25 protein-coding genes and 1 pseudogene are annotated in these 25,539 nt (G+C 69.1%); 15 read left to right on the top strand and 11 right to left on the bottom strand.

Features of this window, described 5'->3' with window-relative positions; translation table 11 throughout:
- Positions 1–826: pseudogene (locus AB0J09_RS05355) on the top strand (hypothetical protein); the annotation flags it as partial.
- Here AB0J09_RS05355 and AB0J09_RS05350 read toward each other — a convergent pair.
- Positions 774–1,619, bottom strand: coding sequence for a glutathione S-transferase C-terminal domain-containing protein (locus tag AB0J09_RS05350; protein WP_360685459.1), 846 nt, complete (start codon positions 1,617–1,619; stop codon positions 774–776). The pseudogene AB0J09_RS05355 and the gene AB0J09_RS05350 overlap by 53 nt on opposite strands.
- A gap of 46 nt (positions 1,620–1,665) precedes the next feature.
- Between AB0J09_RS05350 and AB0J09_RS05345 the strand changes: the two genes are divergently transcribed.
- The 8 genes from AB0J09_RS05345 to AB0J09_RS05310 all read left to right on the top strand — a co-directional run bounded on the left by AB0J09_RS05345 (position 1,666) and on the right by AB0J09_RS05310 (position 10,719).
- Entirely contained in the window at positions 1,666–2,724 is a 1,059-nt protein-coding gene (locus AB0J09_RS05345; RefSeq protein ID WP_360685456.1) for an MBL fold metallo-hydrolase, read from the top strand.
- A 51-nt stretch (positions 2,725–2,775) separates the two neighbouring features.
- Positions 2,776–3,648, top strand: a complete 873-nt coding sequence (locus AB0J09_RS05340) for an SDR family oxidoreductase (protein WP_360685454.1) — start codon at positions 2,776–2,778, stop codon at positions 3,646–3,648.
- 195 nt (positions 3,649–3,843) lie between these two features.
- Positions 3,844–5,001 (top strand): ROK family transcriptional regulator, encoded by a 1,158-nt coding sequence (locus tag AB0J09_RS05335; RefSeq protein ID WP_360685451.1) that lies wholly within the window; start codon positions 3,844–3,846, stop codon positions 4,999–5,001.
- A 12-nt stretch (positions 5,002–5,013) separates the two neighbouring features.
- The gene (locus tag AB0J09_RS05330) at positions 5,014–6,498 is read left to right on the top strand and encodes a sugar ABC transporter ATP-binding protein (protein WP_360685448.1); all 1,485 of its coding nucleotides are present in this window, start codon (positions 5,014–5,016) and stop codon (positions 6,496–6,498) included.
- Positions 6,498–7,508 carry an ABC transporter permease gene (locus AB0J09_RS05325; RefSeq protein ID WP_360685445.1) on the top strand — a complete coding sequence of 337 codons (1,011 nt, stop codon included), beginning with the start codon at positions 6,498–6,500 and terminating at the stop codon, positions 7,506–7,508. Before AB0J09_RS05330 ends, AB0J09_RS05325 begins: the two co-directional genes overlap by 1 nt.
- Complete coding sequence (locus AB0J09_RS05320) at positions 7,505–8,551, top strand: ABC transporter substrate-binding protein (RefSeq protein WP_360685442.1); 1,047 nt, start codon at positions 7,505–7,507, stop codon at positions 8,549–8,551. Before AB0J09_RS05325 ends, AB0J09_RS05320 begins: the two co-directional genes overlap by 4 nt.
- 11 nt (positions 8,552–8,562) lie before the next feature.
- On the top strand, positions 8,563–9,714 hold the full coding sequence (locus tag AB0J09_RS05315) for a Gfo/Idh/MocA family oxidoreductase (protein ID WP_360685440.1): 1,152 nt from the start codon (positions 8,563–8,565) through the stop codon (positions 9,712–9,714).
- 3 nt (positions 9,715–9,717) lie between these two features.
- Entirely contained in the window at positions 9,718–10,719 is a 1,002-nt protein-coding gene (locus tag AB0J09_RS05310; RefSeq protein WP_360685437.1) for a sugar phosphate isomerase/epimerase family protein, read from the top strand.
- A 286-nt stretch (positions 10,720–11,005) separates the two neighbouring features.
- On the opposite strand, the gene AB0J09_RS05305 is transcribed toward AB0J09_RS05310, so the two are convergent.
- From AB0J09_RS05305 to AB0J09_RS05290, 4 genes are all read right to left on the bottom strand, one after another.
- Positions 11,006–11,440: a GNAT family N-acetyltransferase gene (locus AB0J09_RS05305; RefSeq protein ID WP_360685434.1), complete on the bottom strand. Its 435-nt coding sequence runs from the start codon at positions 11,438–11,440 to the stop codon at positions 11,006–11,008.
- Positions 11,441–11,592: 152 nt separating this feature from the next.
- Positions 11,593–12,681, bottom strand: a complete 1,089-nt coding sequence (locus AB0J09_RS05300; protein ID WP_360685431.1) for a Zn-dependent alcohol dehydrogenase — start codon at positions 12,679–12,681, stop codon at positions 11,593–11,595.
- 35 nt (positions 12,682–12,716) lie between these two features.
- The gene (locus AB0J09_RS05295; protein WP_360685428.1) at positions 12,717–12,908 is read right to left on the bottom strand and encodes a ferredoxin; all 192 of its coding nucleotides are present in this window, start codon (positions 12,906–12,908) and stop codon (positions 12,717–12,719) included.
- Positions 12,905–13,357: a TIGR03618 family F420-dependent PPOX class oxidoreductase gene (locus AB0J09_RS05290; RefSeq protein ID WP_360685425.1), complete on the bottom strand. Its 453-nt coding sequence runs from the start codon at positions 13,355–13,357 to the stop codon at positions 12,905–12,907. The genes AB0J09_RS05295 and AB0J09_RS05290 overlap by 4 nt, the downstream gene beginning before the upstream one ends.
- 85 nt (positions 13,358–13,442) lie before the next feature.
- Between AB0J09_RS05290 and AB0J09_RS05285 the strand changes: the two genes are divergently transcribed.
- Positions 13,443–14,072, top strand: a complete 630-nt coding sequence (locus tag AB0J09_RS05285; RefSeq protein ID WP_360685473.1) for a class I SAM-dependent methyltransferase — start codon at positions 13,443–13,445, stop codon at positions 14,070–14,072.
- A 6-nt stretch (positions 14,073–14,078) separates the two neighbouring features.
- Here the strand turns inward: AB0J09_RS05285 and AB0J09_RS05280 are convergent, their stop codons facing one another.
- The 4 genes from AB0J09_RS05280 to AB0J09_RS05265 all read right to left on the bottom strand — a co-directional run bounded on the left by AB0J09_RS05280 (position 14,079) and on the right by AB0J09_RS05265 (position 18,235).
- Positions 14,079–15,047, bottom strand: coding sequence for a DUF1702 family protein (locus tag AB0J09_RS05280; protein WP_360685422.1), 969 nt, complete (start codon positions 15,045–15,047; stop codon positions 14,079–14,081).
- Positions 15,048–15,204: 157 nt separating this feature from the next.
- Positions 15,205–16,260 (bottom strand): prenyltransferase, encoded by a 1,056-nt coding sequence (locus tag AB0J09_RS05275; protein WP_360685419.1) that lies wholly within the window; start codon positions 16,258–16,260, stop codon positions 15,205–15,207.
- Positions 16,257–16,967: a methyltransferase domain-containing protein gene (locus tag AB0J09_RS05270; protein ID WP_360685416.1), complete on the bottom strand. Its 711-nt coding sequence runs from the start codon at positions 16,965–16,967 to the stop codon at positions 16,257–16,259. The genes AB0J09_RS05275 and AB0J09_RS05270 overlap by 4 nt, the downstream gene beginning before the upstream one ends.
- The gene (locus tag AB0J09_RS05265; protein WP_360685413.1) at positions 16,961–18,235 is read right to left on the bottom strand and encodes a glycosyltransferase family 4 protein; all 1,275 of its coding nucleotides are present in this window, start codon (positions 18,233–18,235) and stop codon (positions 16,961–16,963) included. The genes AB0J09_RS05270 and AB0J09_RS05265 overlap by 7 nt, the downstream gene beginning before the upstream one ends.
- A 256-nt stretch (positions 18,236–18,491) precedes the next feature.
- Here AB0J09_RS05265 and AB0J09_RS05260 point away from each other — a divergent pair, with 256 nt between their 5' ends.
- The gene (locus AB0J09_RS05260; protein WP_360685410.1) at positions 18,492–19,511 is read left to right on the top strand and encodes a GDP-mannose 4,6-dehydratase; all 1,020 of its coding nucleotides are present in this window, start codon (positions 18,492–18,494) and stop codon (positions 19,509–19,511) included.
- A 188-nt stretch (positions 19,512–19,699) separates the two neighbouring features.
- Here AB0J09_RS05260 and AB0J09_RS05255 read toward each other — a convergent pair whose 3' ends face one another.
- Complete coding sequence (locus AB0J09_RS05255) at positions 19,700–20,530, bottom strand: AraC family transcriptional regulator (protein WP_360685407.1); 831 nt, start codon at positions 20,528–20,530, stop codon at positions 19,700–19,702.
- Positions 20,531–20,591: 61 nt separating this feature from the next.
- On the opposite strand from AB0J09_RS05255, the gene AB0J09_RS05250 reads away from it, so the two are divergent.
- The 4 genes from AB0J09_RS05250 to AB0J09_RS05235 all read left to right on the top strand — a co-directional run bounded on the left by AB0J09_RS05250 (position 20,592) and on the right by AB0J09_RS05235 (position 23,702).
- Positions 20,592–21,200 carry a helix-turn-helix domain-containing protein gene (locus AB0J09_RS05250; protein WP_360685404.1) on the top strand — a complete coding sequence of 203 codons (609 nt, stop codon included), beginning with the start codon at positions 20,592–20,594 and terminating at the stop codon, positions 21,198–21,200.
- A 41-nt stretch (positions 21,201–21,241) separates the two neighbouring features.
- A complete protein-coding gene (locus AB0J09_RS05245; RefSeq protein ID WP_360685401.1) occupies positions 21,242–22,075 on the top strand; it encodes an SRPBCC domain-containing protein in 834 nt (277 codons plus the stop codon).
- Positions 22,076–22,137: 62 nt separating this feature from the next.
- The gene (locus AB0J09_RS05240) at positions 22,138–22,548 is read left to right on the top strand and encodes a DUF2000 domain-containing protein (protein ID WP_360685398.1); all 411 of its coding nucleotides are present in this window, start codon (positions 22,138–22,140) and stop codon (positions 22,546–22,548) included.
- 131 nt (positions 22,549–22,679) lie between these two features.
- Complete coding sequence (locus AB0J09_RS05235) at positions 22,680–23,702, top strand: DUF559 domain-containing protein (RefSeq protein WP_360685395.1); 1,023 nt, start codon at positions 22,680–22,682, stop codon at positions 23,700–23,702.
- A gap of 335 nt (positions 23,703–24,037) precedes the next feature.
- Here AB0J09_RS05235 and AB0J09_RS05230 read toward each other — a convergent pair whose 3' ends face one another.
- Entirely contained in the window at positions 24,038–25,222 is a 1,185-nt protein-coding gene (locus tag AB0J09_RS05230) for a cytochrome P450 (protein ID WP_360685392.1), read from the bottom strand.
- Between the last annotated feature and the right edge of the window lie 317 nt (positions 25,223–25,539).

Below are 25,539 nucleotides of genomic sequence, written 5' to 3'. Positions count from 1 at the left end.
GGGCGGGGCCGTCCCGCTGCTGGTGCCGCCTTCGCTGATGTTCCCGCTGGCCGCGCCGCCCCTGCTGGGCGCGCTGGCGGCGGCCGTGCTGCTGGTCGTGGTGATTTTCGCGATGCCCGAGCCGCCGCATGCCCGCAGGTCGCTGGCGAGCGTGCTGCGCGAGGTGCCCGCCACGGTCGTGTCGGGTGTGCGGCTGGCGGCGGGCGGCGCGGTGCTGCGCCGCCTGATGGCGGCGGCGGCCAGTTCGGGCGTGGTGCTGATGAGCATCGAGCTGCTCACCCCGGGGCGGCTGGCCGAGCTGGCCGGCACGGCCGAGCGCGGCAGCCTGGCCTATGCCGTGGTGGCGGCCCTCGGGTTCGCGAGCAGCGCGGCGGGCAGTGCCCTCGCGCCCCGCGTGGCGCGGCTGGCCGGCGGCTCGGCCCGGGGCGCGATCGCCGGGGCTGTGCTGGCCGCGCTGTCGGTCGGGTCGCTGGCCGCCACGGCGGGGTTCGGCGGCACGGCCGGGCTGGTGAGCGCCGGACTGGCGTACGTGACGCTCTTCGTGGGGCTCTCGGTGGGGGGCCTGCTCTGCCTGGAGATGACCCACAACGCGGTCAGCGCCGCCGAGCGCACCACCGTCACCTCGACCAGCTCGCTGTCGCTCCAGTCCGGCGGCGTCGCGGGCAACCTCACACTCGGCGCCCTGGCCACCCAGGCGGGCACGGGTGCCGCCTGGGCCGTCGCCGCCGCGGTGATGCTGGCCTCGGCCCTGCTGTTCGTGCGGATGCCCGCGCTTACAGGGTCCAGTCGATCTCCGGTCCCACTGGCACGATCCGGTTCGGATTGATGTTGGTCTGGGTGATGTAGTAATGACGCTTGATCTGGTCGAAGACTGTGGTTTCCCGGAAGGCCGGGATCGCGTAGAGCCGCCGCGCGTACGCCCACAGCGCCGGATAGTCGATCAGCCGCCGCACCGAGCACTTGAAGTGCGCGTAGTAGACGGCGTCGAACCTCGCGAGGGTCGTGTAGAGGCGCACGTCGCTGTCGGTGAGCGTGTCGAAGAGGTACTCCGACTCGGCGAGGCGTACCTCGAGGAAGTCGAGCGTGGTGAAGACCCGCGCCACCGCCTCCTCGTACGCCTGCTGGTCACGGGCGAAGCCCGCCTCGTAGACCGCGTTGTTGAGGCCGTGGTACAGGCGGTCGTTCATGATGTCGATGTCGGGGCGCAGGCGTTCCGGATAGAGGTTGGGGGAAGTGCCCCATGACATTTCCAGATCGAGCGTGATCTGCGGGAAGTCGTTGGTGACGATCCGCTTGTCCTTGACGTCCCAGACGCAGGGAACGGTGTAGCGGCCCGTGTAGCCGGGGTCGCTCGCGTGGTAGAGCTCCGACAGGTACTCGGGGTCGCCGCCGGGGACGCGCCAGCCCTTCTCGTCGCGGATGGGATCGACGATCGTGACGTCGAGCAGGTCCTCAAGGCCCAGCAGTTTCCTGACGATCAGCACGCGCTGCGCCCACGGGCAGGCGTAGGAGGCGTAGAGGCGGTAACGGCCCGGCTCGGGAGAGTCGAGGCGGTCGGTGAAACGGTTCGGCTGCCGATTGAAGCGGCCATTACGGGAGGTCTCGCCGCTCAGCTTCATGACCCCTAGTGAAACACGATTCTGATACAGAACTATATTCGGGAGTGTGGCGAAATTTGTGGTGACTCCCGCTAGCCAGGCGCAGCGGGAGGCGTGGGTGGGCGGGGCGATCCCCGAGGTCGAACGAGTACGCCCGGGGCTGTGGTCGATCCCCGTGCCGATCCCCATCAACCCCCTGCGGTACGTGCTGGTCTACGCCCTCGAACTGCCCGACGGGGTGGCGATCGTCGACGCCGGTTGGAACACCGACGAGGCGTACGACGCGCTCGTCGCCGGCCTCGGTGTGGCCGGATACGCGATCACCGACGTCAAGGGCGTGCTCGTCACCCACATCCACCCCGACCACTACGGCCTGGCAGGGCGCATCCGGGAGACGTCGGGCGCCTGGATCGCCCTGCACCCGGCCGACGCGGGCCTGGTCAGGGAGCGTTACGACGACGAGGCCATCGACTCCCTCGTCGAGCGGGAACGCGCGCTGCTCGCCCGCTGCGGGGTGCCGCCGCTGACGTTGGACGAGCTGGCCGGCGCGTCCATGATGATCAGGCACATGGTCTCGATGGCCAGGCCCGACCGCCTCGTCGAGGACGGTGAGGAGCTCGGCCTGCCCGGCTGGGACCTGCGGGCCGTCTGGACGCCCGGCCACTCGCCGGGTCACCTCTGCTTCTTCTCGCCCTCGCGCAGGCTGCTGCTCTCCGGTGACCACGTGCTGGCGAAGATCACGCCGATCGTGGCCGTCCATCCCCAGTCGGGGCCGAACCCGCTGGCCGACTACCTCGACTCGCTGGCCGCCGTGCGCAAGCTGGACGCGGACGAGGTGCTGCCGGCGCACGAGTACCGGTTCCTGGAGCTGGCCGAGCGGGTGGACTATGTGATGGCGCACCACGACGCGCGGCTGGCGGAGATCGAGCAGGTCGTGGGCTCCCTCGACGGCGTCACGTGCTGGGACGCGGCCACCCGCCTGACGTGGTCGCGGCCGTGGGAGACGATCCCGCCGTTCATGCGTCGCTCGGCCAACAACGAGACGCTGGCCCATCTGGTGTGGCTGGAGGCCAAGGGCCGGGTACGAAGGGAGCCTGGCGAGCCGGACCTGTGGCGTCTGCCGTGACCCGGTTATCGTACTCGTAACAGAATGTTGTTCTCCTGCGTGGGAGGTTCGATGCTTCGGTTCGATGACAGGGTCGCGATCATCACGGGGGCCGGGCACGGTCTCGGCAGGTCACACGCGCTGCTGCTGGCCGAACGGGGCGCCAAGGTGGTCGTCAACGACCTCGGCGGCGCGCTCGACGGCACGGGCGCCTCCACCGGGCCCGCCGCTGAGGTGGTCGAGCTCATCACGAAGAACGGCGGCCAGGCCGTGGCCAACGCCGACAACGTCGCCACGCCGGAGGGCGCAAGGGCCATCGTGCAGGCGGCCGTCGACGCGTTCGGCAAGCTGGACATCGTCGTCAACAACGCGGGCATCCTGCGGGACAAGTCGTTCGGGAAGATGACGGTCGAGGACTTCGACGGGGTGCTGGCCGTGCACGTACGCGGCTCGTACCTGGTCAGCCAGGCCGCCTACCCGCTGATGAAGGCGGCCGGCTACGGCCGCATCGTCAACACCTCCAGCCCGGCCGGCCTGTTCGGCAACTTCGGCCAGGCCAACTACTCCACCGCCAAGATGGGCCTGGTCGGCCTGACGAAGACGCTCGCCATCGAAGGCGCCCGCAACGGCATCAAGGCCAACGCCATCGCGCCCATCGCCTGGACCCGGATGACGGAGGCGCTGCTGCCTGCCGAGTTCGAGGCCAAGTTCACGCCCGAGCGGGTGAGCGCGCTGGTGGCGTACCTCGTGCACGAGACGTGCGAGGCGAGCGGCGAGGTGTTCAGCGTCGGCGGCGGCCGGGTGGCGCGGGTGTTCGTGGCGGAGGGGCCGGGCTGGAAGACCGACGACCTCACGCCGGAGACCATCGCGGGCAACTGGGAGGCCGTCATGGCCGAGCAGCCCTATGTCCTCACGGCCGCCGACTCGATGAAGGCGATGCTCTGACGCTTGCGAGCCCCCGCCGCCGGGCGCTCCACGTCGGCGGCGGGGATCACCCCGTCCAGCCACGGCTGCGACAGGCACCAAAAAGTCGGCAAATTTAAGCACAAACCGGGCTTTGTTCGATCTTCGGCGGAAGTTTGGGGAGTTTGGTCGATCCTGGCTCTTGATTTGCCGCATCGGTGATCTTATTGTCTCGGCATGACCCCCCAGCCGGGCTCCGCCGGGGATGTGCTGACGCTTATCAGCGCCGGCTCGGCCACGACCCGTTCCGACCTCGCGAGGCTCACCGGCCTGGCCAGGTCCACGATCTCGCAGCGCGTGGACGCGCTGATCGAGCGCGGTCTGGTCGAGGAGACCGAGAGCGGTGAGTCCACCGGGGGCCGGCCGCCGCGACAGCTGCGCCTGCACACCGAGGACCACGCCTTCGCGGGCGTCGACCTGGGCGCCACTCACTGCCGGGTCGCGTTGATGGACATCTCGGGCAACATGCTGGCCGAGTGCGAGGACTCGCTGCTGATCGGCGAGGGGCCGGAGAAAGTGCTGGCCCACGTGGACCAGCGCCTCGACCGGCTGCTCGGCGAGGCGGGGCGGCCGCGGTCGGCGCTGCGCGCCATCGGGATCGGGGTGCCGGGGCCGGTGGAGTTCGCCACGGGACGGCCGAACAACCCGCCGATCATGCCGGGCTGGAACGACTACCCCGTCCCCGAGTACTTCGACGGCGTGTCGGTGCTGGTCGACAACGACGTCAACGTCATGGCGCTGGGCGAGCACCGCCACTCGTTCCCGGGCATCCAGCACCTGCTGTTCGTCAAGGTCGGCACGGGCATCGGCTGCGGCATCATGGCCGAGGGCAAGCTGCACCGGGGCGCCCAGGGCTCGGCCGGCGACATCGGCCACATCCGGGTCAGCGGCCACGAGGACGCGGGCTGCCGGTGCGGCAACAGCGCCTGCCTGGAGGCGGTGGCCGGTGGGGCGGCCATCGCGCGGCGGCTGACCGAGTTGGGCCTCGCGGCCGAGTCGGGAGCGGACGTCGTGGCACTCGTACAGGCGGGCAACACCCAGGCGCTGCGGCTGGTCAGAGAGGCCGGCCGGCACATCGGCGAGGTGCTGGCCAGCCTGGTCAACTTCTTCAACCCCGAGGTCATCGTCATCGGCGGCGCGCTGTCGAGGGTGCACGAACACCTGCTGGCCGGGATCAGGGAGACGGTCTACCGCAGGTCGCTCCCGCTGGCCACGCACCACCTGTCGATCACGCCGAGCCGTACGGGCATCAACGCGGCCGCGCTCGGGGCGGGGATCCTCTCCATCGAGCACTACCTCTCACCGGACAACATCAACCGCATCGTCAACGCCTGAAAGGGACCCCCGATGCTGGTCATGAAGGGCATCGTCAAGCAGTTCCCCGGCGTGCGCGCGCTGGACGGAGTCGACCTGGACGTACGGGCGGGCGAGGTGCACTGCCTGCTCGGCCAGAACGGCGCCGGCAAATCCACCCTGATCAAGGTGCTGGCCGGGGCCCACCAGCCGGACGAGGGCACGATCCTGTTCAACGAGAAGGAAGTGCGCCCGAGCAGCCCCATAGACGCCATCAGGCTCGGCTTCGCCACCATCTACCAGGAACTCGACCTGGTCGATGGGCTCAGCGTGGCCGAGAACATCTTCCTCGGCCACGAGCACGCCCGCTTCGGCTTCGTGAACAGGGCGGCCGCCAGGCGCGCGGCCCGCGAGGTGCTCGAGCGGCTGGGCCACCCGGAGATCCGCCCGTCGGCCGAGGTGGGACGGCTGTCGCCGGCCGCCAAGCAGGTCGTGTCCATGGCGCGGGCGCTCTCGCACGACGCCCGGCTGATCATCATGGACGAGCCGTCCGCGGCCCTCGCCCACGACGAGGTCGCGAACCTCTTCCGCATCATCCGTGAGCTCACCGCCCAGGGCGTGGCCGTCGTCTACATCTCCCACCGCCTGGAGGAGATCCGCGAGATCGGCGACCGCGTCACCGTGCTCAAGGACGGCCGCACGGTGGCCGTCGGCCTGTCCGCGCGCGACACCCCCACGGCGGAGATCGTCTCCCTCATGACGGGCCGGAACGTCGAGTACGTCTTCCCGCCCCGAGCCGAGCGCTCCCTGGGCGAGGAGGTCCTCAGGGTCGAGGACCTGTCCTCGCCCGGCGTCTTCTCCGGCGTCTCGTTCTCCGTGCGGGCGGGCGAGATCGTCGGGCTGGCCGGGCTCGTCGGCTCGGGCCGCTCGGAGATCCTCGAGGCGGTGTACGGCGCCCGCCCCTCCTCGGGGCGCGTCCTGCTCGACGGACAGCCCGTGCGCCGGAGCGTCGTCGGGACCGTCAGGCGCGGCATGGGCCTGGCCCCGGAGGAGCGCAAGGCCCAGGCCCTGCTCCTCGACCAGAGCGTCACCGCCAACATCACGCTGGGCAGCCTGCCGGGGTTCGCCAGGTTCGGCTGGATCGACCGCAAACGTGAGCGGAACGAGGCCAAGCGCCTGTCAGAAATGCTGGACATCCGGCCACCCGACCCCGAACGCCCGATCAGGACGCTCTCGGGCGGCAACCAGCAGAAGGCCGTGCTCGCCCGCTGGCTGCTCGGCGGCCGCAAGCTGCTCCTGCTAGACGAACCGACCAGGGGCGTGGACGTGGGCGCCAGGGCCGAGCTGTACGCGGTGATCCGCGACCTCGCCGAGCGAGGCATCGGCGTGCTGCTGGTCTCCAGCGAGGTGCCCGAGGTGCTCGGCCTCGCCGACCGGGTGCTGGTGTTACGCGAGGGATCGGTCATCCACGAGGGCGACGCGGCGGAGCTGGACGAGCACCGCGTACTCGACATGATCATGAATGGGAGGGCGGCGTGATGAGCGAGCCCACAACGGAGCGGCCTCTGTCCGGAGCGGCCGCGCCCCCGCCGTCGCGCGGCTTCGGCGGATTAGGGGAGATGCGACATCTCGGGCTGCTGGTGGCTCTGGCGCTGCTGGTCGTCGTCGGCCTGGTCACCAGGCCCGAGAACTTCGCCACCACCTCCAACCTGGTCAGCATCCTCTCCCTGGCCGCCACCATCGGTGTGATCACGGTCGGGGCCACGTTCGTGATCATCGGCGGTGGCATCGACCTGTCGGTGGGCGCGGTCATGGCGCTGGCCTCGGTCTGGGCGACGACGCTCGCCACCCAGTCGTACGGGCCGGTGGTGATGGCGATCTGCGCCATCCTGGTCGGCACGGGAGCGGGGCTGGTCAACGGCCTGCTCATCGCCTACGGGCGGCTCGTGCCGTTCATCGCGACGCTGGCCATGCTCGTCGCCGCCCGCGGGCTGGCGCAGCGCATGTCCGACCGAAAGACGCAGCTCATCCAGGCCGACAACGCCGCCATCGTCGACCTGTCGACCACGCGCGTGCTCGGCATCCCGCTGCTGGTCTACATCTTCGCCCTGGTCGTGGTGCTCGGGTGGATCGTGCTCAACCGCACGACGTTCGGGCGGCGGACGTACGCGGTCGGGGGCAACCCTGAGGCCGCCAGGCTCGCCGGGATCGACGTGCGCAGGCACACGATGCTGCTCTACGCCCTGTCGGGGTTGTGCTGCGGCATCGCCGCCATCCTGATCATGGCGCGCACGACGACGGGCTCGTCCACCCACGGCGACCTGTACGAACTCGACGCCATCGCCGCCGTGATCATCGGCGGCACGCTGCTCACCGGGGGCCGGGGCACGATCGTGGGCTCGATCCTGGGCCTGCTGATCTTCACGCTCATCACCAACCTGTTCATTCTCAACGGGCTCAACACGAGCGACCAGCTCATCGCGAAGGGCCTGATCATCGTCGTCGCCGTTCTTCTCCAGCGGCGGAACCTGAAGGAGAGAGCACCATGAGTGAGAACGTCGCGCGCAGGGGATTCCTCGTCGGCGGGGCCGTACTCTTAGCGGCGGGCTGCACCAGCAACGAACCCGCGGCGGCGCCCAGCAGCGCGGCCGCCGCTCCAGCCCCCGCCGCGAGCGGCAACGACGAGCCTGGCCAGAAGGTCACGATCGGCTTCTCGGCGCCCGCCGCCGACCACGGCTGGATCGCGGCCATCGCCAAGAACGCCGAGAGCGCCGCGAAGCAGTACTCCGACGTCGAATTCAAGCCGGTCGAGCCCACCAACGACATCAACCAGCAGATCTCGGCGGTCGAGTCGCTCATCGCCGCCAAGGTGAACGCGCTGGTCATCCTGCCCAACGACGGCCAGCAGCTGAACCAGGTCGCGCTGCAGGCGACCCAGGCGGGGATCCCGGTCATCAACCTCGACCGCGTCTTCCCCGACAAGCTGGCCTACCGTACCTGGATCGGCGGCGACAACTACGGTATGGGCGTCGCGGCCGGGCAGTTCATCGGCAAGCAGCTCAAGGACAAGGGCGTCTCGAATCCGGTCATCGTCGAGATCCAGGGCATCGCCACGTTGCCGTTGACGCAGGACCGCAGCAAGGGGTTCGCGGACGCGCTGAAGACGTACGGGTTCAGCGTCACCGCCAAGCAGGACGCCAAGTTCACGGTGGAGACCGGCAACCAGGTGGCCACGTCGCTGCTCCAGGCGCACAAGAAGATCGACGCGATGTGGAACCACGACGACGACCAGGGCATCGGCGTGCTCGCCGCGATCAAGGAGGCCAACCGGGACGAGTTCATCATGGTCGGCGGCGCCGGTTCGCTGAACGCGATGAAGGAGATCCAGTCGGGCACATCGGTGCTGAAGGCCACGGTCACCTACAGCCCCACGATGGCCTCCTCTGCTATCAAACTCGCGCGTCTGATAGCACAGGGGAAGGGCATGAGTGATCTGGTGGAGCAGCAGGTTCCGCAGTCCATCACGCTCGCGTCCGAGACCATCACCAAGGAGAACGTCGAAAAATACCTTTCTCTTGGGTTCGAATCCTGATCGGGGGTTGCATGTCAGACAAGACCACCATCGGCGTGGGCATGATCGGCTACGCGTTCATGGGCCGCGTTCACTCTCAGGCCTGGCGGAGCGTGGGAGCCTTCTTCGACCTTCCGCTGACGCCGCGCATGGCGGTGATCGCCGGCCGGTCGAAGGAGCGCACGGAGGCCGCCGCGGCGCAGCTCGGCTGGGCCGATGCCGAGACGGACTGGAGGGAGCTGATCACGCGTGACGACGTGCAGATCGTCGACATCTGCACACCCGGCGACTCGCACGCCGAGATCGCCATCGCCGCGCTGCAGGCAGGCAAGCATGTGATCTGCGAGAAGCCGCTGGCCAACACCGTGGAGGAAGCCGAGGCCATGGTCCGGGCCGCGGCCTCCGCGCCGGGCAAGAGCATGGTGGCGTTCAACTACCGGCGAGTGCCCGCGGTCGCGCTGGCCCGCCGGTTCGTCGAAGAGGGCCGGATCGGCGAGATCAGGCACGTGCGTGCCGCGTACCTGCAGGACTGGATCGTCGACCCGGAGTTCCCGCTGGTCTGGCGGCTGCAGAAGGACAAGGCGGGATCGGGCGCGCTGGGCGACATCGGCGCGCACATCGTCGACGCGGCCCAGTTCATCACCGGGCAGACGTTGGTGGGCGTCTCGGCGCTGACGGAGACGTTCATCAAGGAACGCCCGCTCGCCGCGGAGTCCGCGGGCCTGGGCGCTTCGCGGGCCGACTCCATGGGGCAGGTCACCGTGGACGACGCCGCCCTGTTCATCGGGCGGTTGTCGGGCGGAGGGCTGGCCTCGTTCGAGGCCACCCGCTTCGCCTTCGGGCGCAAGAACGCGATGCGCATCGAGATCAACGGCTCGCTCGGCAGCCTGGCGTTCGATTTCGAGGCCATGAACGAGCTGTGGTTCAGCTCCGGAGGCGGCGGTTTCGAGCGGATCCTGGTCACCGAACCCGACCACCCGTACGTGGGCGCCTGGTGGCCGCCGGGGCACGGGCTCGGCTACGAGCACACCTTCACCCACGAGGTCAAGGACTTCCTGGAGGCGATCGCCGCCGGGGCCGACCCGTCGCCGTCGTTCGCGGACGGGCTGCGGGTGCAGCGGGTGCTGGAGGCGGTCGAGCAGAGCGCGGCTGAGGGCAGCCGCTACACGAACGTGGAGGACTGACTCATGCGACCTGTCACCCTGTTCACGGGGCAGTGGGCCGACCTGCCGTTCGAGGAGGTGTGCAGGCTGGCGGCCGAATGGGGCTACGACGGCCTGGAGATCGCCTGCTCGGGCGACCATTTCGACGTGGCCCAGGCCGTGGCTGACCCGTCGTACGTGGAGCAGAAGCGCGCCCAGCTCGACAAGCACGGGCTCAAGGTCTGGACCATCTCCAACCACCTCGTCGGCCAGGCCGTATGCGACCTCATCGACGAGCGGCACAAGGCCATCCTGCCCGCCCGCATCTGGGGCTCCGGCGACCCCGAGTCGGTACGCCAGGCCGCGGCCGAGGACATGAAGAACACGGCCCGGGCGGCCTCGCTGCTGGGCGTGGACACGGTGGTGGGCTTCACCGGGTCGTCGATCTGGCACACGGTGGCCATGTTCCCGCCGGTGCCCGCTTCGATGGTGGAGGCCGGCTACCAGGACTTCGCGGACCGCTGGAACCCGATCCTCGACGTCTTCGACGAGGTCGGGGTGCGCTTCGCCCACGAGGTCCATCCGAGCGAGATCGCGTACGACTACTACACCACCCAGCGGACCCTGGAGGCGATCGGCCACCGCCCCGCCTTCGGCCTGAACTGGGACCCGTCCCACATGGTCTGGCAGGACCTGGACCCGGTCGGGTTCATCCTGGACTTCCAGGACCGGATCTACCACGTGGACTGCAAGGACACGCGCATGCGCGTCGGAGACGGCCGCAAGGGCCGCCTGTCCTCGCACCTGCCGTGGGCGGACATGCGCCGCGGCTGGGACTTCGTCTCCACGGGACGGGGCGACGTGCCGTGGGAGGACTGTTTCCGCGCTCTGAACTCGATCGGGTACGAAGGGCCGATCTCGATCGAGTGGGAGGACGCTGGGATGGACCGGCTCGACGGGGCCAGGGAGGCTCTGGCGTACATCCGCAAGCTCAACTCCATCACCCCACCGGCCACCGCCTTCGACGCCGCCTTCTCGACCACCTAGGGGAGAAGCAAGGCCTTCCACGGGGGCGCTGCGCGCCAGGGGTTACAGACAGCGCCTCCCAGGGGGCTCCACCCCCCGCACGCAGCGTTGAAGATCCTCAGCGGGTGCGCCGGCGCAACGCCCGCGATTCGGGCCGGCCACTCTCGCCGCTGCGGCCATCCGCCATCGATCACATTGAAGGCCGCTCGCCGGTGACGCGGGCGGCCTCCATGGCCCGTGCGCGGTCAGTTGTCCCTTCCAGGAAGTCGGCTGGAGGAACACATGCTGCCGTGGTTCCAGTGGGGCTCTACGGGCTCACGTAGTGGTGTAGCAGCGCGGGCTCACCGGCTGTGTTGACCCAGTCAGCGCGGCTGCTGCCCACCCTGCGCCAGCCGGACCGTTCGTAGAACGCGATGGCCGCCCTGCCCTCAGAGGACACCTCCAGCTTCAGCGGCCCCCGCACAGCGGCGCGGACCGAGTCCAGAAGTTGGGCGGCCACACTCTGCCCGCGTGCTGCCGGGGTCACGAACAGACGGACGATCTCCGCGTCCCGGGTGAGACCGACGTGGCCATGCACGGCGCCCGCCTCGATCGCTATCCAGGCCGACGTCAGATCGGCCGGGTTCAGCCAGCCCCAAGGATCGTCCGGCCAGTCCACGGGATAGCGGTCGGCGGCCTGGACCTGGGCGAGTGCCTCAACGCAAGCGTCCATGTCCTCGGAGTTTCTGAGGCGAATCGTCATGCGGGCAAGCGTAAAGCCGTGATCCGTGCCGAGTGACATGAGCCGCCGCTCCGTACTCCGCGACGTTCACGTGTACAAGACACGTCAGCTCAACCTGAACACCGACAACGTCAACCAGACGCGGACAACGACCTCTTCGACTGCAGCAGACATCAGTCCATGAGGACGATCTGGCGGAGGACCTCACCGCTCCGCAACGCCGCCACGGCGTCGTTCAGGTCCGCCAGGCGGATGCGGGCGCTGATCATCGACTCCAGGTCCAGCTTGCCGGCCTTGTGGAGCTTGGCGAAGTAGGGGAAGGCGTGGCGCACGTCCGCCTCCCCGTACAGGCTGGACAGCAGGTTCTTGCCCTCGAACAGCAGGCTGAACGCCGAGATCGACACCATGTCGTCCAGCGCGCCCGCCCCGACCACGATGACGTCGCCACCCTGCCGGGTGATCTGCCAGGCGCTCTGGATGGTGGCCGACTTGCCGACCACCTCGAAGCCGTAGTCGAAGCCGGCGCCGGCGGTGAGCTCGTTGATGGCCTCCGGAACCTGCTCCGGGGTGACCGCGTGCGTCGCGCCCACCTTCTTGGCCAGCTCGTGCTTGGACTCCAGCGGGTCGACCGCGAGGATCGTCCTGGCGCCGGAGACGCGGGCGCCCTGGATGACCGACAGGCCGACGCCGCCGCAGCCGATCACCGCGACCGTCGAGCCCGGGCGTACCTTGGCGGTGTTGATCGCGGCGCCCACGCCGGTCGTGATGCCGCAGCCGATCAGGGCCGCCGCCTCCCACGACACGTCCTCGTCGATCTTGATCGCGCCCTGCCACGGCACGACGATCTCCTCCGCCCAGGTGCCGCACCCGGCCATCCCGAACGCCGTCGCCCCGTCGCCCCCGAAGCGGAAGTTGCCCTTGCTGAACGCCTCGACGACGTACTTGATGCAGAGGTACGGCTGGCCGCCCAGGCACAGGTCGCACTCCTGGCAGCCCGGCCGCCAGTTGATGACCACGTGGTCGCCCGGCTTGAGCGAGGTGACGTGCTCGCCCACCTCGACCACCTCGCCCGCGCCCTCGTGCCCGAGCACCAGCGGCACGGGCTGTGGCAGGACGCCGGTCATGGCCGACAGGTCCGAGTGGCAGACGCCCGTTGCCTTGATCCGTACGCGTACGTCCGCCGGCCCGACGGGGGCCAGGGTGACGTCGTCGCGGATGTCCAGCTTGTCGTTGCCTACGGCGTGCAGGATCGCGGCGCGCATGGGGGGTTCCTCCTCGAACTCAGGCGTAGGGCTGGCTATTCCTCGAGGGACAGGGCGGCTTTGGGGCAGGACCTGACCGCGTGGCGGACGCGGTCCTGCAGCTCGGGGGGTGGTTCCGGCAGCAGGATGTGGAGCTGGTCGTCGTCGTCCACCTCGAACACTTCCGGCGCGAGCCCCATGCACACGGCGTTGGCCTCGCAGACCAGCTCGTCCAGCTTGATTTTCACGTGAGCCTCCTGTGATCCCATGAGACCACTTTGGTGTGCTCGACGACGTACGCAACCCGCTTCTGTCCGGTCTTGTCCACGTACGGGCGCAGCAGTTCGTCTGGTACGCCCGGAGTCATCCGGCGGGCGACCATCATGCCGACGTCCATGACGCGGTCGCGGTCGTCCACCCGCTCGGCCTTCCCGTACACCAGGACGCCGCGCAGCTCGCCGTAATCGTCGCCGGTCTCGACCAGGCAGCTCACCCGGGGATCGCGCGCCAGGTTGCGGGCCTTCTGGGCTTTCGTGTAGGTCCAGAAGGTGATGCGTCCCTCGTCGAGCCCGTAGAACATGGTCACCAGGTGCGGCGTGCCGTCCGGGTTGATGGTGGCCAGCTGCAGCTTGCGTGAGCTCTCGAGGAACGCGGTGACGTCGTCGTCCGACATCGCGATGCGAGCGCGCTGATTCACGTTGCAAGTAGAACAGGTTTCAGAAGAGCCCTGCAAGGGCCTCCTGGAATGTTATTCGGTTCGGCTAGGGTGCTTCCCTATGTCGATGCCGTCAGAGCTGCGCCACGCAGCGAAGCACGCCAAGGGATTCATGCCGGCCAACGAGGGGCTGGCTCTGTTCGAGGCGGCCTGCCAGTACGGCAAGCTCGGGCCGATCGGTGAGATCGGCACCTACTGTGGCAAGTCGGCCATCTACCTCGGCGCGGCGGCCAGGCAGGCCGGGTCAGTGGTCGTCACCGTGGACCATCACCGGGGCTCGGAGGAGATTCAGCCCGGTTGGGCCCATCACGATCCGACGCTGGTGGATCCCCGGTTCGGGAAGATGGACTCGTTGCCGACGTTCAGGGCGACGATCGCGGCGGCGGGGCTCGAGGACGAGGTGATCGCCGTCGTGGGCCGGTCGGAGCAGGTCGCCAAGCTCTGGCACGCGCCCCTGGGCATGCTGTTCATCGACGGTGGGCACTCCGATGAGCCGGTGACCCGGGACTACGAGGGGTGGGCGCCGCACGTCATGGAGGGCGGGGCACTGGTCTTCCACGACATTTATCCCGATCCCAACGATGGGGGGCAGGCGCCGTACCGGATCTATCAGCGGGCGGTGCGGTCGGGCGCGTTCAGCGAGGTGTCGGTGGAGGGGTCGCTGCGCGTGCTCGAACGCGTCGGCCCTGGTATCTGACCCCGATCAGTAACGGTGGCGGCGGGTCCAGGAGCGGCGGGTCTGGGACTGCCAGTGCTGGAAGTCCTCGTGCGTGTGCGCCTCGTGCCCGAGCGCGATGAGCGCCTGGTCCGTCCACGAGGCCGCCTGCTCCGGCTCGGCGCCCGCCAGGATCGGCACGGCCTGCGCCGCGTGGTCCGGCAGCGTCCCTGACCGCAGCCTGGCGGCCACGGCGAACGCGCACCCCTGCGCCAGATGGGCGCGGAACCCGTCGGCGCCGGCGTGCTCGGTCAGCCACCACAGCTCGTCGGACTCGGCCCCGCCGGTGTACGTGGCCGCGAACCCGACCCCGCTCCACAGGTCGGCCCGCCGTCCCGGCGGGTATCCGCCGATCCTGGCGGAGACGTCGCCGGGCGAGGCGCAGTCGTGGTACCAGAGCAGCCGCCCCAGCCCCTGGTCGAACACCGCGCAGTGCCCTCTGGTGAGCAGGTCGGGCATCGTGCGCTCGCCCACCATGCGATTGGCCCTGGTCAGGCTCCATTCGAAGCCGAACCCGTCCACCGCCAGCCACCGCAGCAGCGGATGCGCCCGCCGAGCTCCCCGTACGGGCCGCAGCCGCAGCAGCGCGTACGCGCGACCGGCTCCGAGGTAGGCGGCGTGGCGGTGATGCTGGGCGGGGCCGGTGAGTAGCTCGTGAAGGCGCCGGCCCCGCGTCAGCGTGAGCAGGTCGAGTACGGTGCAGGCCGCCGCCGCCCCTTCGTAGCCGAAGGGCCGCTGCTCAGCCGAGATTTCCTCAACCTTCTCAACTTCCCGGGACATCACCGCGTTGAAGCCGAAGACGTACGATCTTTCGGCGTCGTTGAATGCCGACCGGGAGGCTCCACTTCTGGTCCGGAACCGTCGCCGGCTCAGATCGGACTCCTGTGGATCCTTGGCCAGGAGCCGCCGCAGCCCCGCCGCTCTGGGCAATGTCGGCTCGGTCCTGACCTGGTCCAAGAACAATGTTGTGCCCGCGTCGCCCACGCTTCCCCCGAAGACGCCTCGTACGAGTCACTCCGAAGCTAGTAAGCCCATTGCGCCGATCATCGGCGGCGCACCGGATTTCGGGGGCAAAGAACCCGCAAAAGCGCTTGTGCCTGATGATCAGGCCAGGTCAGAGGTCCTCGAGACGTACCAGCCCGGTGCCGGCGGCGCACCCGCAGCTCTCCGGATCGGACACCGACGTCCCGGCGATGTCCCGGAACAGCCCAGAGCCCGGCGTCAGCTCCAGCAGCGCGTCCGCCGCCAGGACGGCCGCGGCGGCCGTGTACCCGGATCGCTCGTGAGGGAAGTGCTTGCGGTTCGCGAACTGCCACCCTGTCCAGTACGAGCCGTCCGCGTGCCGCAGATGCTGCACGTCCCCGAACAGCGTGACGGCCCGCCCCCGGTCTCCCAGCGCGTCGAGCGCCAGCACCAGCTCGCACGTCTCCGCCCCCGTCACCCACGGCTGGTCGGACACGCACCTGATCCCGAGCCCGGGCACCACGAACGTCGCCCACTCCCGTTCCAGCAGCTCGAACGCCTGCCGCCCGCGCACCGCGCCGCCGAGCACCGGGTAGTACCAGTCCATGGAGAAGCGGCTCTTGTCCGCGAACGCCTCGGGATGGGCCGCCAACACGTGGGCCAGCCGGTCGGCGGCCAACTCCCAGTGGGGTTGCGGGTCTTGCAAGTGCTCGGCCAGCAGCACGCCGCAGCGCAGCCCCTGGTGGATGGACGAGCAGCCGGTGAGCAGCGCGTACGTCGAGGCCCTGCCGTGCGCGTCCCGTTCCCAGACGATCTCGCCCCGCTCGGTCTGCAGCCCCGCCACGTAGTCGAGCGCGGCCTTGACCATGGGCCAGTGCTCCTCGGTGAACGCCTGGTCACCGGTGACGAGGTGGTGGTGCCAGAGCCCGGCGGCGACGTAGGCGGCGTGATTGGTCTCGCCGCCCAGCTCCGTGGGCACGCCGTCGACCAGCTTCATCGGCCAGGAGCCGTCGGGGCGCTGGTGGCGGGCCAGCCAGGCGTAGCCGCGCCGTACGGGCTCCTTGAGGCCCGCGACGGACATGGCCATGAGGCACTCGACGTGGTTCCACGCGTCGATGTGGCCCTCCGGCCAGGGCATGCCGCCGTCGTCCTGTTGTATCGCCGCGATGCTCTCGGCCGTCCGCACGACCTCCGCGGGGGAGATCATGGCTTCCTGACGTAGAGGACCACGCTCTTGCCGATGATCGGGTTGAGCACGGCTTCGGCGATCCTGGTCGCGGCGGGGCGCTTCATGATGTCCCAGACCAGCAGCTCGTGGTACGCCTTGGCGAGCGGGTGGTCGTCATTGTTGACGCCGACGGCGCACTTGATCCACCAGTACGGCGCGTGCAGTCCGTGGGCGTGGTGGTGCGGGCCGATCTTGAACCCGGTGGCCTTCAGCTTCGCCGACAGCTCGGCCAGCGTATAGATCCGGACATGTCCGCCGGGAGCGGTGTGGTATGCCTCGTCCAGCGCCCAGCAGATGCGCTCGGGCAGGAAGCTCGGCACGGTCACGGCCGCCGTGCCGCCCGGCTTGAGCACGCGGAAGATCTCGCGCATGGCCGCCATGTCGTCGGGGATGTGCTCCAGCACCTCGGCCGCGATGACCCGGTCGAAGCTGCCGTCCTCGAACGGCATGTCCAGCGCCGTGCCCTGGACGATCTGCCCGCTGGCCCCCGGAGGCACCTCGCCCGCTTTGTCCATCGCCACGAACATGGCCGCCACGCCGTCCAGCTCTGACTGGTCCATGTCGAACGCGATCACGTCCGCCCCCCGGCGCAGCACCTCGAAGGCGTGCCTGCCGCCGCCGCAGCCCAGGTCGAGCACGCGCACGCCGGGACCGACGGGAAGCCGGGCGAAGTCCACGGTCAGCACTGGTTGCCTCTCTTTTTGTGGTTCTCGATGGCCTCGTGGTACGCCTCGACGGTTCTCCTGGCCACGACGTGCCAGGTGTAGCGCTCCATGACACGCTCGTATCCGGCCTTGCCGACCCGTTCGCGCTCTTCAGGGGAGTCGTGCAGGCGGCGCAGCACCGTGGCCAGCTCCTCGGGGTCGCCGGGGGCCACCTGGATGGCCGCGTCGCCGACGACCTCGGGCAGTGCCCCCGTACGGCTGGCCACCAGGGGCGTGCCGCAGGCCATGTGCTCGACGGCGGGCAGCGAGAAGCCCTCATAGAGGGAGGGGACGACCGAGATCTCCGAGGTGGCAATCAGCTCGCCCAGCTCGTCGTCGGAGATGCCGTGCACGAAACGCACCCGGTCTTCCAGTGACAGCTCCTGGACGAGCTGCTCGGTCGGGCCGCCGGGGGTGGGACGGCTGACGACGGTGAGGTACACGTCGCGCTCGGTGGCCAGCTTCGCGACCGCCCGCAGCAGTGTCGCGACGCCCTTCATGGGCGAGTCCGCGCTGGCCACCGCCACGATCGAGCCCTTGCGCCTGGGCTTGTCCGGGCGCGGGTGGAAGTAGCGGGTGTCGACGCCGAGGGGGATCAGGCGCATGTTCGCCTGGGGGACGTTGAAGTCGCGGTGGATGTCGGCCAGCGACGACTCGCTGACGGTCAGGATCGGGCTCAGCCGGGGCGCGACGCGTGACTGCATCTTCACGAACCCGTACCAGCGGCGCAGGCTCAGCCTCTTCCCGCCCGTGGCGGCCTCGAGCTCGATGCGCCGGTCGACGCTGATCGGGTGGTGGATGGTGCCGACCACGGGGAACATCCGCTGGATGCCGAGCAGGCCGTACCCGAGGGTCTGGTTGTCCTGCACGACGTCGAAGTCGCCGACGCGCTTCTTCAGCTCGCGGTAGGCCCGCAGCGTGAACGTCAGCGGCTCGGGGAACCCGGCGGTCCACATCGTCCCGACTTCGAGCCAGTCGATCCAGTCGCGGTATTCGTGCAGCTTGGGAGTTCTGAACGGGTCCTCGTCGCGGTAGAGGTCGAGGCTGGGCACCTCGCGCAGAATGACGCCCTCGTCCAGCTCGGGATAGGGCTGTCCGGAGAACACCTCGACGTGGTGGCCGAGCGCGACCAGCTCGCGGCTTACGTGGCGGAGATAGACGCCCTGGCCCCCACAGGTGGGCTTGCTGCGGTAGGACAGCAGCGCGATCCGCAGCCGTTCCCCGGAGACACCCTGCGTTGGCTCCTGCACGGACACCCCTTTCTCCGCCGGTTGGGCCCTGAGACGGGCGTGTACCGTGAAGATGACCTTAGTCCGAGAAGGCTACCATTCGGTAGGTCGGCTGGAATTGTTCACATTGGCTGTCACACGTCGTGCGAACTGCGACGTTGCTGTAACCGAGCGTGGTTCGGTGGAACACGTTCTAGGTGGGCCCGATGCCCTGTCGGCGCGCTTACCTGTACATTCCCGTCCCAAAAGGACGCGGTTCGTGATAGTTGGAGGACCCTTGGCCAGGCGCGCTCTGATTACCGGCATCACCGGCCAGGACGGTTCCTACCTAGCGGAGCACCTGCTCGAGCAGGGATATGAGGTGTGGGGCCTGGCCCGGGGGCAGGCGAACCCGCGTGTCTCCCGGATGCGCAAGCTGCTCTCCGACGTGCAGGTGGTGCGGGGAGACCTGCTGGACCAGGGGTCCCTGATCTCGGCTGTGGAACGGGTTCAGCCGGACGAGGTGTACAACCTGGGGGCGATCTCGTTCGTGCCGATGTCGTGGGAGCAGGCCGAGCTCACGGCGGAGGTGACCGGGATGGGCGTGTTGCGCATGCTGGAGGCGATCCGGGTGTGCTCGGGCGTGTCGCGAGGCTCGGGCTCGTCCGGACAGATCCGCTTTTATCAGGCTTCCTCCTCTGAGATGTTCGGCCAGGTCAGCGAGACGCCGCAGACCGAGCGCACTGCCTTCCACCCGCGCTCGCCGTACGGGGTGGCCAAGGCGTACGGGCACTTCCTCACGCAGAACTACCGCGAGTCGTACGGGATGTTCGCCGTGTCCGGGATCCTGTTCAACCACGAGTCGCCGCGCCGGGGAGCCGAGTTCGTCACCAGGAAGGTCTCGCTGGGGGTGGCGCGGATCAAGCTGGGGCTGGCCACGGAGCTGCGGCTGGGGAACCTGGAGGCGCGCCGGGACTGGGGGTTCGCCGGCGACTATGTGAAGGCCATGCACCTGATGCTGCAGGCGGCCAATCCCGAGGACTACGTGATCGGGACAGGGCGGATGAAGTCGGTCAGGGAGCTGGTGGAGGCGGCGTTCTCGGCCGCGGGGCTGGACTGGGAGCGGTACGTGGTGACGGACCAGACGCTGCACCGTCCGGCCGAGGTGGACCTGCTGTGCGCGGACCCGAAGAAGGCGCGGGCGCAGCTGGGCTGGGAAACCAGTGTGTCGTTCGACGAGCTGGTCGCGATGATGGTCGAGTCCGATCTGCGGCTCCTGTCCGACGGCGCCGATCCCGACGAGGACTCTTGGCCCTGATCGCCGTTATTCGCTCGCGTCTGTCCAGGAAGCGTGCCGCCGGCTGCTTCCATCCTTTACGCGTTGCCGTGGTCAGCCAACCGCCGTCGCCGGCTCACGTCTGTCCAGGGAGACGGCCGCTGACCGGTCAGTGGCGCGCCGCCGTAACGGCGCGCAAGTTCACCGGCTCCGTGGTTCGCGCTGACCGTCTACGCCCCCGTGGTCGCCTCGCGGTAGGTGCCCGGAGTGAGGCCGAAGTAGCGGGTGAACCAGCGGGTCAGGTGGCTCTGGTCGGCGAAGCCCGTCTCCATGGCCGCCTCGCCGAGTGGCGTGCCGCCGGCGATCAGGGTGCGGGCCTCTCTGAGCCGTAGCTGCCGCTGGTAGTCGCTCGGGGCCATCCCGTACTCGGACCGGAACGCGCGGTAGACCGCGTACCGGCTGGCGCCTGTGGCCCTTGCCAGGTCGTCGGCCGTGAGATCGTCCCTGAGCCGGTCGTGGAGTAGCTGTCTGGCCTGCCGCGCGACTCCGGCCGATCTGCCGGGCCGGGCGGCCGGGCGGATCGGGGTCGTCGCCGCTCGCCGTACGATCGCCGCGATCGTCCTCGTGAGCAGCTCGTCGCGCCGTAGCGCCGTCGCCTCGCCGCTCAGGAGGGCCGCGTGCAGTTCGCGCAGCGCGCTCGCCAGGACGGGGTCGTCGACCACGGGGGCGGCGAAGAGCGGCAGGCCCGTATGGCGGCCCGTCACGTCCGTGAGGGCGTTCGAGACGAGATCGGTGCCGATGTGGACGATCTTGTAGGTGAAGCCGAGCGCGTTGGTGGCGTGGCCGTCGTGGGGGTCCTCGGGGTTGAAGGCCATGACCATGCCTGCCGCGCTGGTGTGGGCCGAGCCGCGGCAGGTGAACGACTGCGCGCCGGTCTCGGTGACCCCGAACGAGTACGTCTCGTGGCTGTGCCGGTGGTACACGTGCCGCTCGAAGTGGGCATGCATGGCCTCCAGCGGCCGGTCCGGCGACCGCCAGTATCGGGACCAGTCATGTGCCATCCATCCATTGTCGCCACCTCTATTGACAAACCAAATTTTTACGTAAAGGATTGTTTTTGCGATGAGAGACGTCCTGTACCTGGAAGAGATCGAGCAGGCCGAGGCACTGCTCAAGCCGCAGCGCGTGGAGGTGCTGCGGCAGCTGGCCGAGCCGCGTACGTGCTCAGAGGTCGCCGAACGGCTCGGCCAGACGCCGCAGCGGGTCTACTACCACGTCAAGCGGCTGGTCGAGGCGGGCCTCGTGGACCTGGTGTCGGAGCGCAAGGTGCGCGGGATCCACGAGGGCATCTACCAGGCCGGCGCGCGTTCGTACTGGCTGTCGCCTCGTCTGGTGGGCCGGATCGGGCTGCGCAAGGCCCGCGACGAGCTGAGCCTCGGCTATCTGCTGGACCTCATGGAGGAGGTCCAGGCGGACATCGCAGCACTCGACAGGAGCGCGCCCGAGCTGCCGTCGGTCGGGCTGTCCGGCGAGATCCACGTGCGGCCCGAGAAGCGTCAGGAGTTCCTGAACGATCTGCAGTCGATGCTGCAGGACCTGTTCACGCGGTATGGCGGGGCGGAAGGGGACGCGTTCAAGCTCGCCGTCGCCTGCTATCCCAAGGCCCCCGACCAGCCTGCGACCACCGGCAGCCCCGCGGATCGGCCGGGGACCGACGCTAACCAACCCTGAAGTCGCGAAAGTCACCAGAGTCGTCAGAGGAGCAAGTGACCATGACCGAGCCCATGATTCTTCGTGCCCGCATTCAGGCGCCTCTCAAGGAGGTGCGCCACGCGCTCACCGACCCGGCCGTGCTGCGGATCTGGCTCGCGGAGCACGCCGAGGTGGAGCTGCCCGGCCGGTTCGGGTTCTGGGGGCGTACCACGCCTGAAGGGGACGTGCCGCACCAGCGGCCGCTGTACGCCGACGAGCGTACGGTGCGGTTCGCGTGGCTGCTGGACGGCGAGGAGACGACCACCGAGTTCCGGCTGGAGGAGGACGGGGACGCGACCATCGTGTCGCTGTCGCAGACGCACTTCGACTTCCAGGACGTCATCACCGGCAAGAGCATCCGAGGGGTGCTGCAGACGTACTGGTGCCAGGCCCTCGCCAACCTGGCCGAGCACTTCGAGGGGCGCGAACTCACGCCCAAGTCCGACTACACCTCTCCGGACCTGCGTGCCGAGGTCACGATCGACGCCTCGCCGTCGCAGGTGTTCGACTCGCTGATCGACTCGGAGGCGGTGACGCGGTGGTTCGGGTTCCCGATCGAGATCGAGCCGTACGTGGGCGGTCGCTTCGCGATGGGCGGCCTGGCGAACGACCCGAGCCCGGCCAAGGTGCTCGAGCTCGAGCCCGGCCGTAAGTTCTCCCTGGACTGGGGCGGCACCGGCGTCGGGACATGGGAGCTGGAGGGGTCGGAGGGGAAGACGCGGCTGACGTTGGTGCAGAGCGGGTTCGACGGGGAGCGGCCTCCGTACGCGGCGTGGGGCGGGATCCTGGCGGGCGTCGCGGAGCTGCGGCGCTACCACGAGGTGCCCGACTGGCAGCCGGTCTTCATGGCCTAGCTGTTCCTGTTCCGCACGAGCGTTCAAGACGCGACCGGGGCGAAGCGTGGAGACTCGTGGCCATGCGTTTCGACACCAAGATCGGCATTGTGGTCCGCGCGGATCTGGCCGCATGGCAGAAGCTCAACGTCACCGCCTTCCTGTCCAGCGCGGTGGCGGGCGGGGTGCCGGGGGTCATGGGGGAGCCGTACGAGGACGGGTCGGGCAATTCGTACCTGCCGATGCTCCGGCAGCCTGTGCTCGTCTATACGGCTGATGTGGCGGAACTACGGGGCGTCCGGGAGAAGGCGCTGGGGCGCGGGATGGACGTGTCCGTCTACATCGAGGAGATGTTCAAGACGGGGCACGACGCGGACAATCGGGCGGCCGTGCGGGCGGTGGAGGCCGATGAGCTGGCGCTGGTGGGGGTGGCGGTCCATGGGCCGAAGAACGGCGTGGACAAGGTTCTGAAGGGTCTCTCGCTGCACCCTTAGCACCTCCACGCACACCTCCCGCTGTCTCAGAGCACGGATGGTCGCCCCACGCCCTGTGGATAACCGGCCATCATCCACAGAATCCCATTCGGCCGCCCAGCACGCCGGCCCGCCGTAGCACCCTTGGCGCCATGCCCCAGCCCCACCCCGCACCCAGCCTCCCCGCTGCCGCGCCCCTCGCCCTCCAGGCCATCGGCCCCGACGCCTCTGAGGGAGAGCCGGTCGGCGCCCGCGTAGCACCACCTCCGAAAGCACCGCTCGCTCCGGCCCCTTACCCCTTCTCCCGTCCCTCCCCGATCGAGCGCGCCGGTCGAGCCACCCGAGCGGTCCCGCAGGTCGTCGCCTGCCGCCAGACGGCCGCACACATCTGGGGCCTGAACGTCCTGCCGGCCGCAGAGCCCGACTGGCCCATAGAGCTGACCGCCCCCAGCCATCTGGCGCTCCCCGGCTGCGTCACCTACACGGCGCCCCTTGCGCCCGAGGACATCACCACGCACAAGGGCGTGCGCCTCACCACTATGGAGCGCACAGCCCTCGACTGCGCTCGCTGGTTGCCGCGCATGGAGGCGGTGGCGATCCTCGACCAGTTCGCCCGCAAGGGTGTGGATCTCGAAGCGCTGTGGCACCGCCCGTTCAACTCCTGGCGGCTGCGTGACACACTCGCTCTGGCCGACCGGGGCGCCGCCTCTCCCAGAGAGAGCTGGCTCAGGGTCATCCTCGTCGAGGCCGGCCTTCCCAGGCCCAGCACCCAGATCAGGGTCGAGCTGGACGAAGACCGGTTCGCGTACCTCGATCTGGGCTGGGAGGAGTTCAAGATCGCGGTCGAGTACGACGGCCGGGAGCACCACACCGCGGCCGCCGACCAGCAACGTGACGCCGACCGCCGCGAGGAGGTCCGGCGGCGGGGCTGGCGCGTGATCGCCGTCCGGGGGGACGTGATCCCCGGCCAGATCGCCGACCTCCTCCACCACGTGGCCAACGCCCTGATCGAGCGCGGCTGGCAGCCCGGACCGGAACGCACGAATCGCATCCTCCGCCGCATCCGCGCCGCCCGCCGCCGCTCCCGCTTCCGATTACCCAGCCGGCCACGCCACGGGCGCCGCATGACCGGGGGCGACGCCCACGCCGGGGCGGTGTCGTGGCGCCACCCGTGACGAGCGGGCAGGCCGCATCGCCCCGGGAGGCGTGTGCACCGCACGAGAAGTGCGTCACATGGCACGAGCCGGCAGGCCGCATCGCCCCGGGAGGCGTGTGCACCGCACGAGAAGTGCGTTACATGGCGCGAGCGGGCGAGCCGCATCGCACTGAGCGGGCGCCCCCCCCGCGACGAGCGGGGCTCGGTGCACTGCGCGGGTGGGCGCGTCATGCCGCCTCGGCGGGCACGTCGCACCGGACGGCCGCATCGCACCGCAGGGAGCGCGACGCACCGTCTCGGTGGGTGTGGTGCGACGCGGTGGGTGTCGGTCGGAGGGGGGCGATCGAGGGCGGGTCAGCCGACCGTGACGGGGAGTTCCTTGATGCCGTTGATGAAGTTCGAGCGCAACCGGCGGGCCGGGCCCGTTTGGTGGAGGTGGGGGCGGCGGCGGGCCAGTTGTTCGAAGAGGATCCGGAGTTCGAGCTTGGCCAGATGGTTGCCGAGGCAGAAGTGGGCGCCGCCGCCTCCGAAGCCGATGTGCGGGTTCGGGTCGCGGGTGATGTCGAAGACCTCGGAGTCAGGGAAGACCGTGGTGTCGCGGTTGGCGGAGGCGTAGAAGACGACGACCTTGTCGTCGGCCTTGATCTCCTGTCCGCCCAGCACCTGGTCGGTGGTGGAGGTGCGGCGGAAGAGGTTGACCGGGGAGACCCAGCGGACGATCTCGTCGGCGGCGGTCTTGGCGAGGGTGGGGTCGGCAACCAGGCGGTCCCACTGGTCCGGGTGCTCGAAGAGGGTGAGCATGCCGCCGGATGCCGCGTTGCGGGTGGTCTCGTTGCCCGCGACCACCAGAAGTAGGACGAAGAGGTCGAACTCGTTCTCGTCGAGCGTCTCGCCGTTCTCGTCGGGTTGGAGGAGCTTGGTGACGATGTCGTTCCTGGGGTTGGACCTGCGCTGTTCCGCGAGCTGGTTGGCGTAGGCGTAGACCTCCATGGCGGCGGCCCCGCCCTCCTCGGGGGAAGGGGCGTAGTCGGGGTCTTGGCTGCCGATCATGCGGTTGGACCAGGTGAAGAGCTTGTCGCGGTCGGACACGGGCGCGCCGAGCAGTTCGCAGATCACGTACAGCGGGAGCGGCGCGGCGACTTCGGTGACGAAGTCGATCTCGCCGGTGCATTTGTCGAGGAGGTCGTCGCAGATGTCGCGGATGTGTTGTTCAAGCGCGTTGATCTGGCGCGGGGTGAAACCCCGATTTACCAGGGAACGCCGTCTCGTGTGCTCGGGCGGGTCCTGGTTGAGCATCATGTGCCGCTGGAGATCGATCTGCTCCTGGGCCAGCTCTTCGAACAGGGCGAGCTTCCTGTACGAGGAGAACCGGTCGGAGTGCCGCGATACGTGGACCACGTCCTCATATCGGGTGACGGCCCAGAAGCCTGGCGCGCCCTCGTGCCAGTGGACGGGGGAGTTCGCGCGGAGCCAGGCTAGCTGCTCGTGTGGTGGTCCGGTTGTCGCGTAAATGTCCCTGTCGACGAGGTCGATGTGCACCCGATTCACCCTCTTGATCAAGCGCTTGGTTAAATACCCTACTGAAACGTGTTCTATTACGTCCCTGTACGGTCGTCAAGGAGGAATGTAGTTGCGCGATGGCCCCATGGGGCGGGGGCAAGGGGGTCCCGGCGGCGACAGGTTCTTGTGGTCCCAGTGGTGACTGACATCCCCTGTGTGGCTGTGGTGGTGTGCCTGCTTCGGCGAATCGCTTTCGATTGCGGGTAGGTGTACTGATCGCAGCCGTGACCTGCGCGTGACCGCCTCGGCGACAGGCCTTGAGGTGGGTTTTACCTCCGATGTTTTGGGGGGCGTAC

It is taken from the genome of Nonomuraea sp. NPDC049784 (assembly GCF_040659615.1).
Classification (GTDB): Bacteria; Actinomycetota; Actinomycetes; order Streptosporangiales; family Streptosporangiaceae; genus Nonomuraea.
The sequence above is the reverse complement of the archived record's forward strand: the minus strand, read 5'-3'. Positions and strand labels throughout refer to the sequence as shown.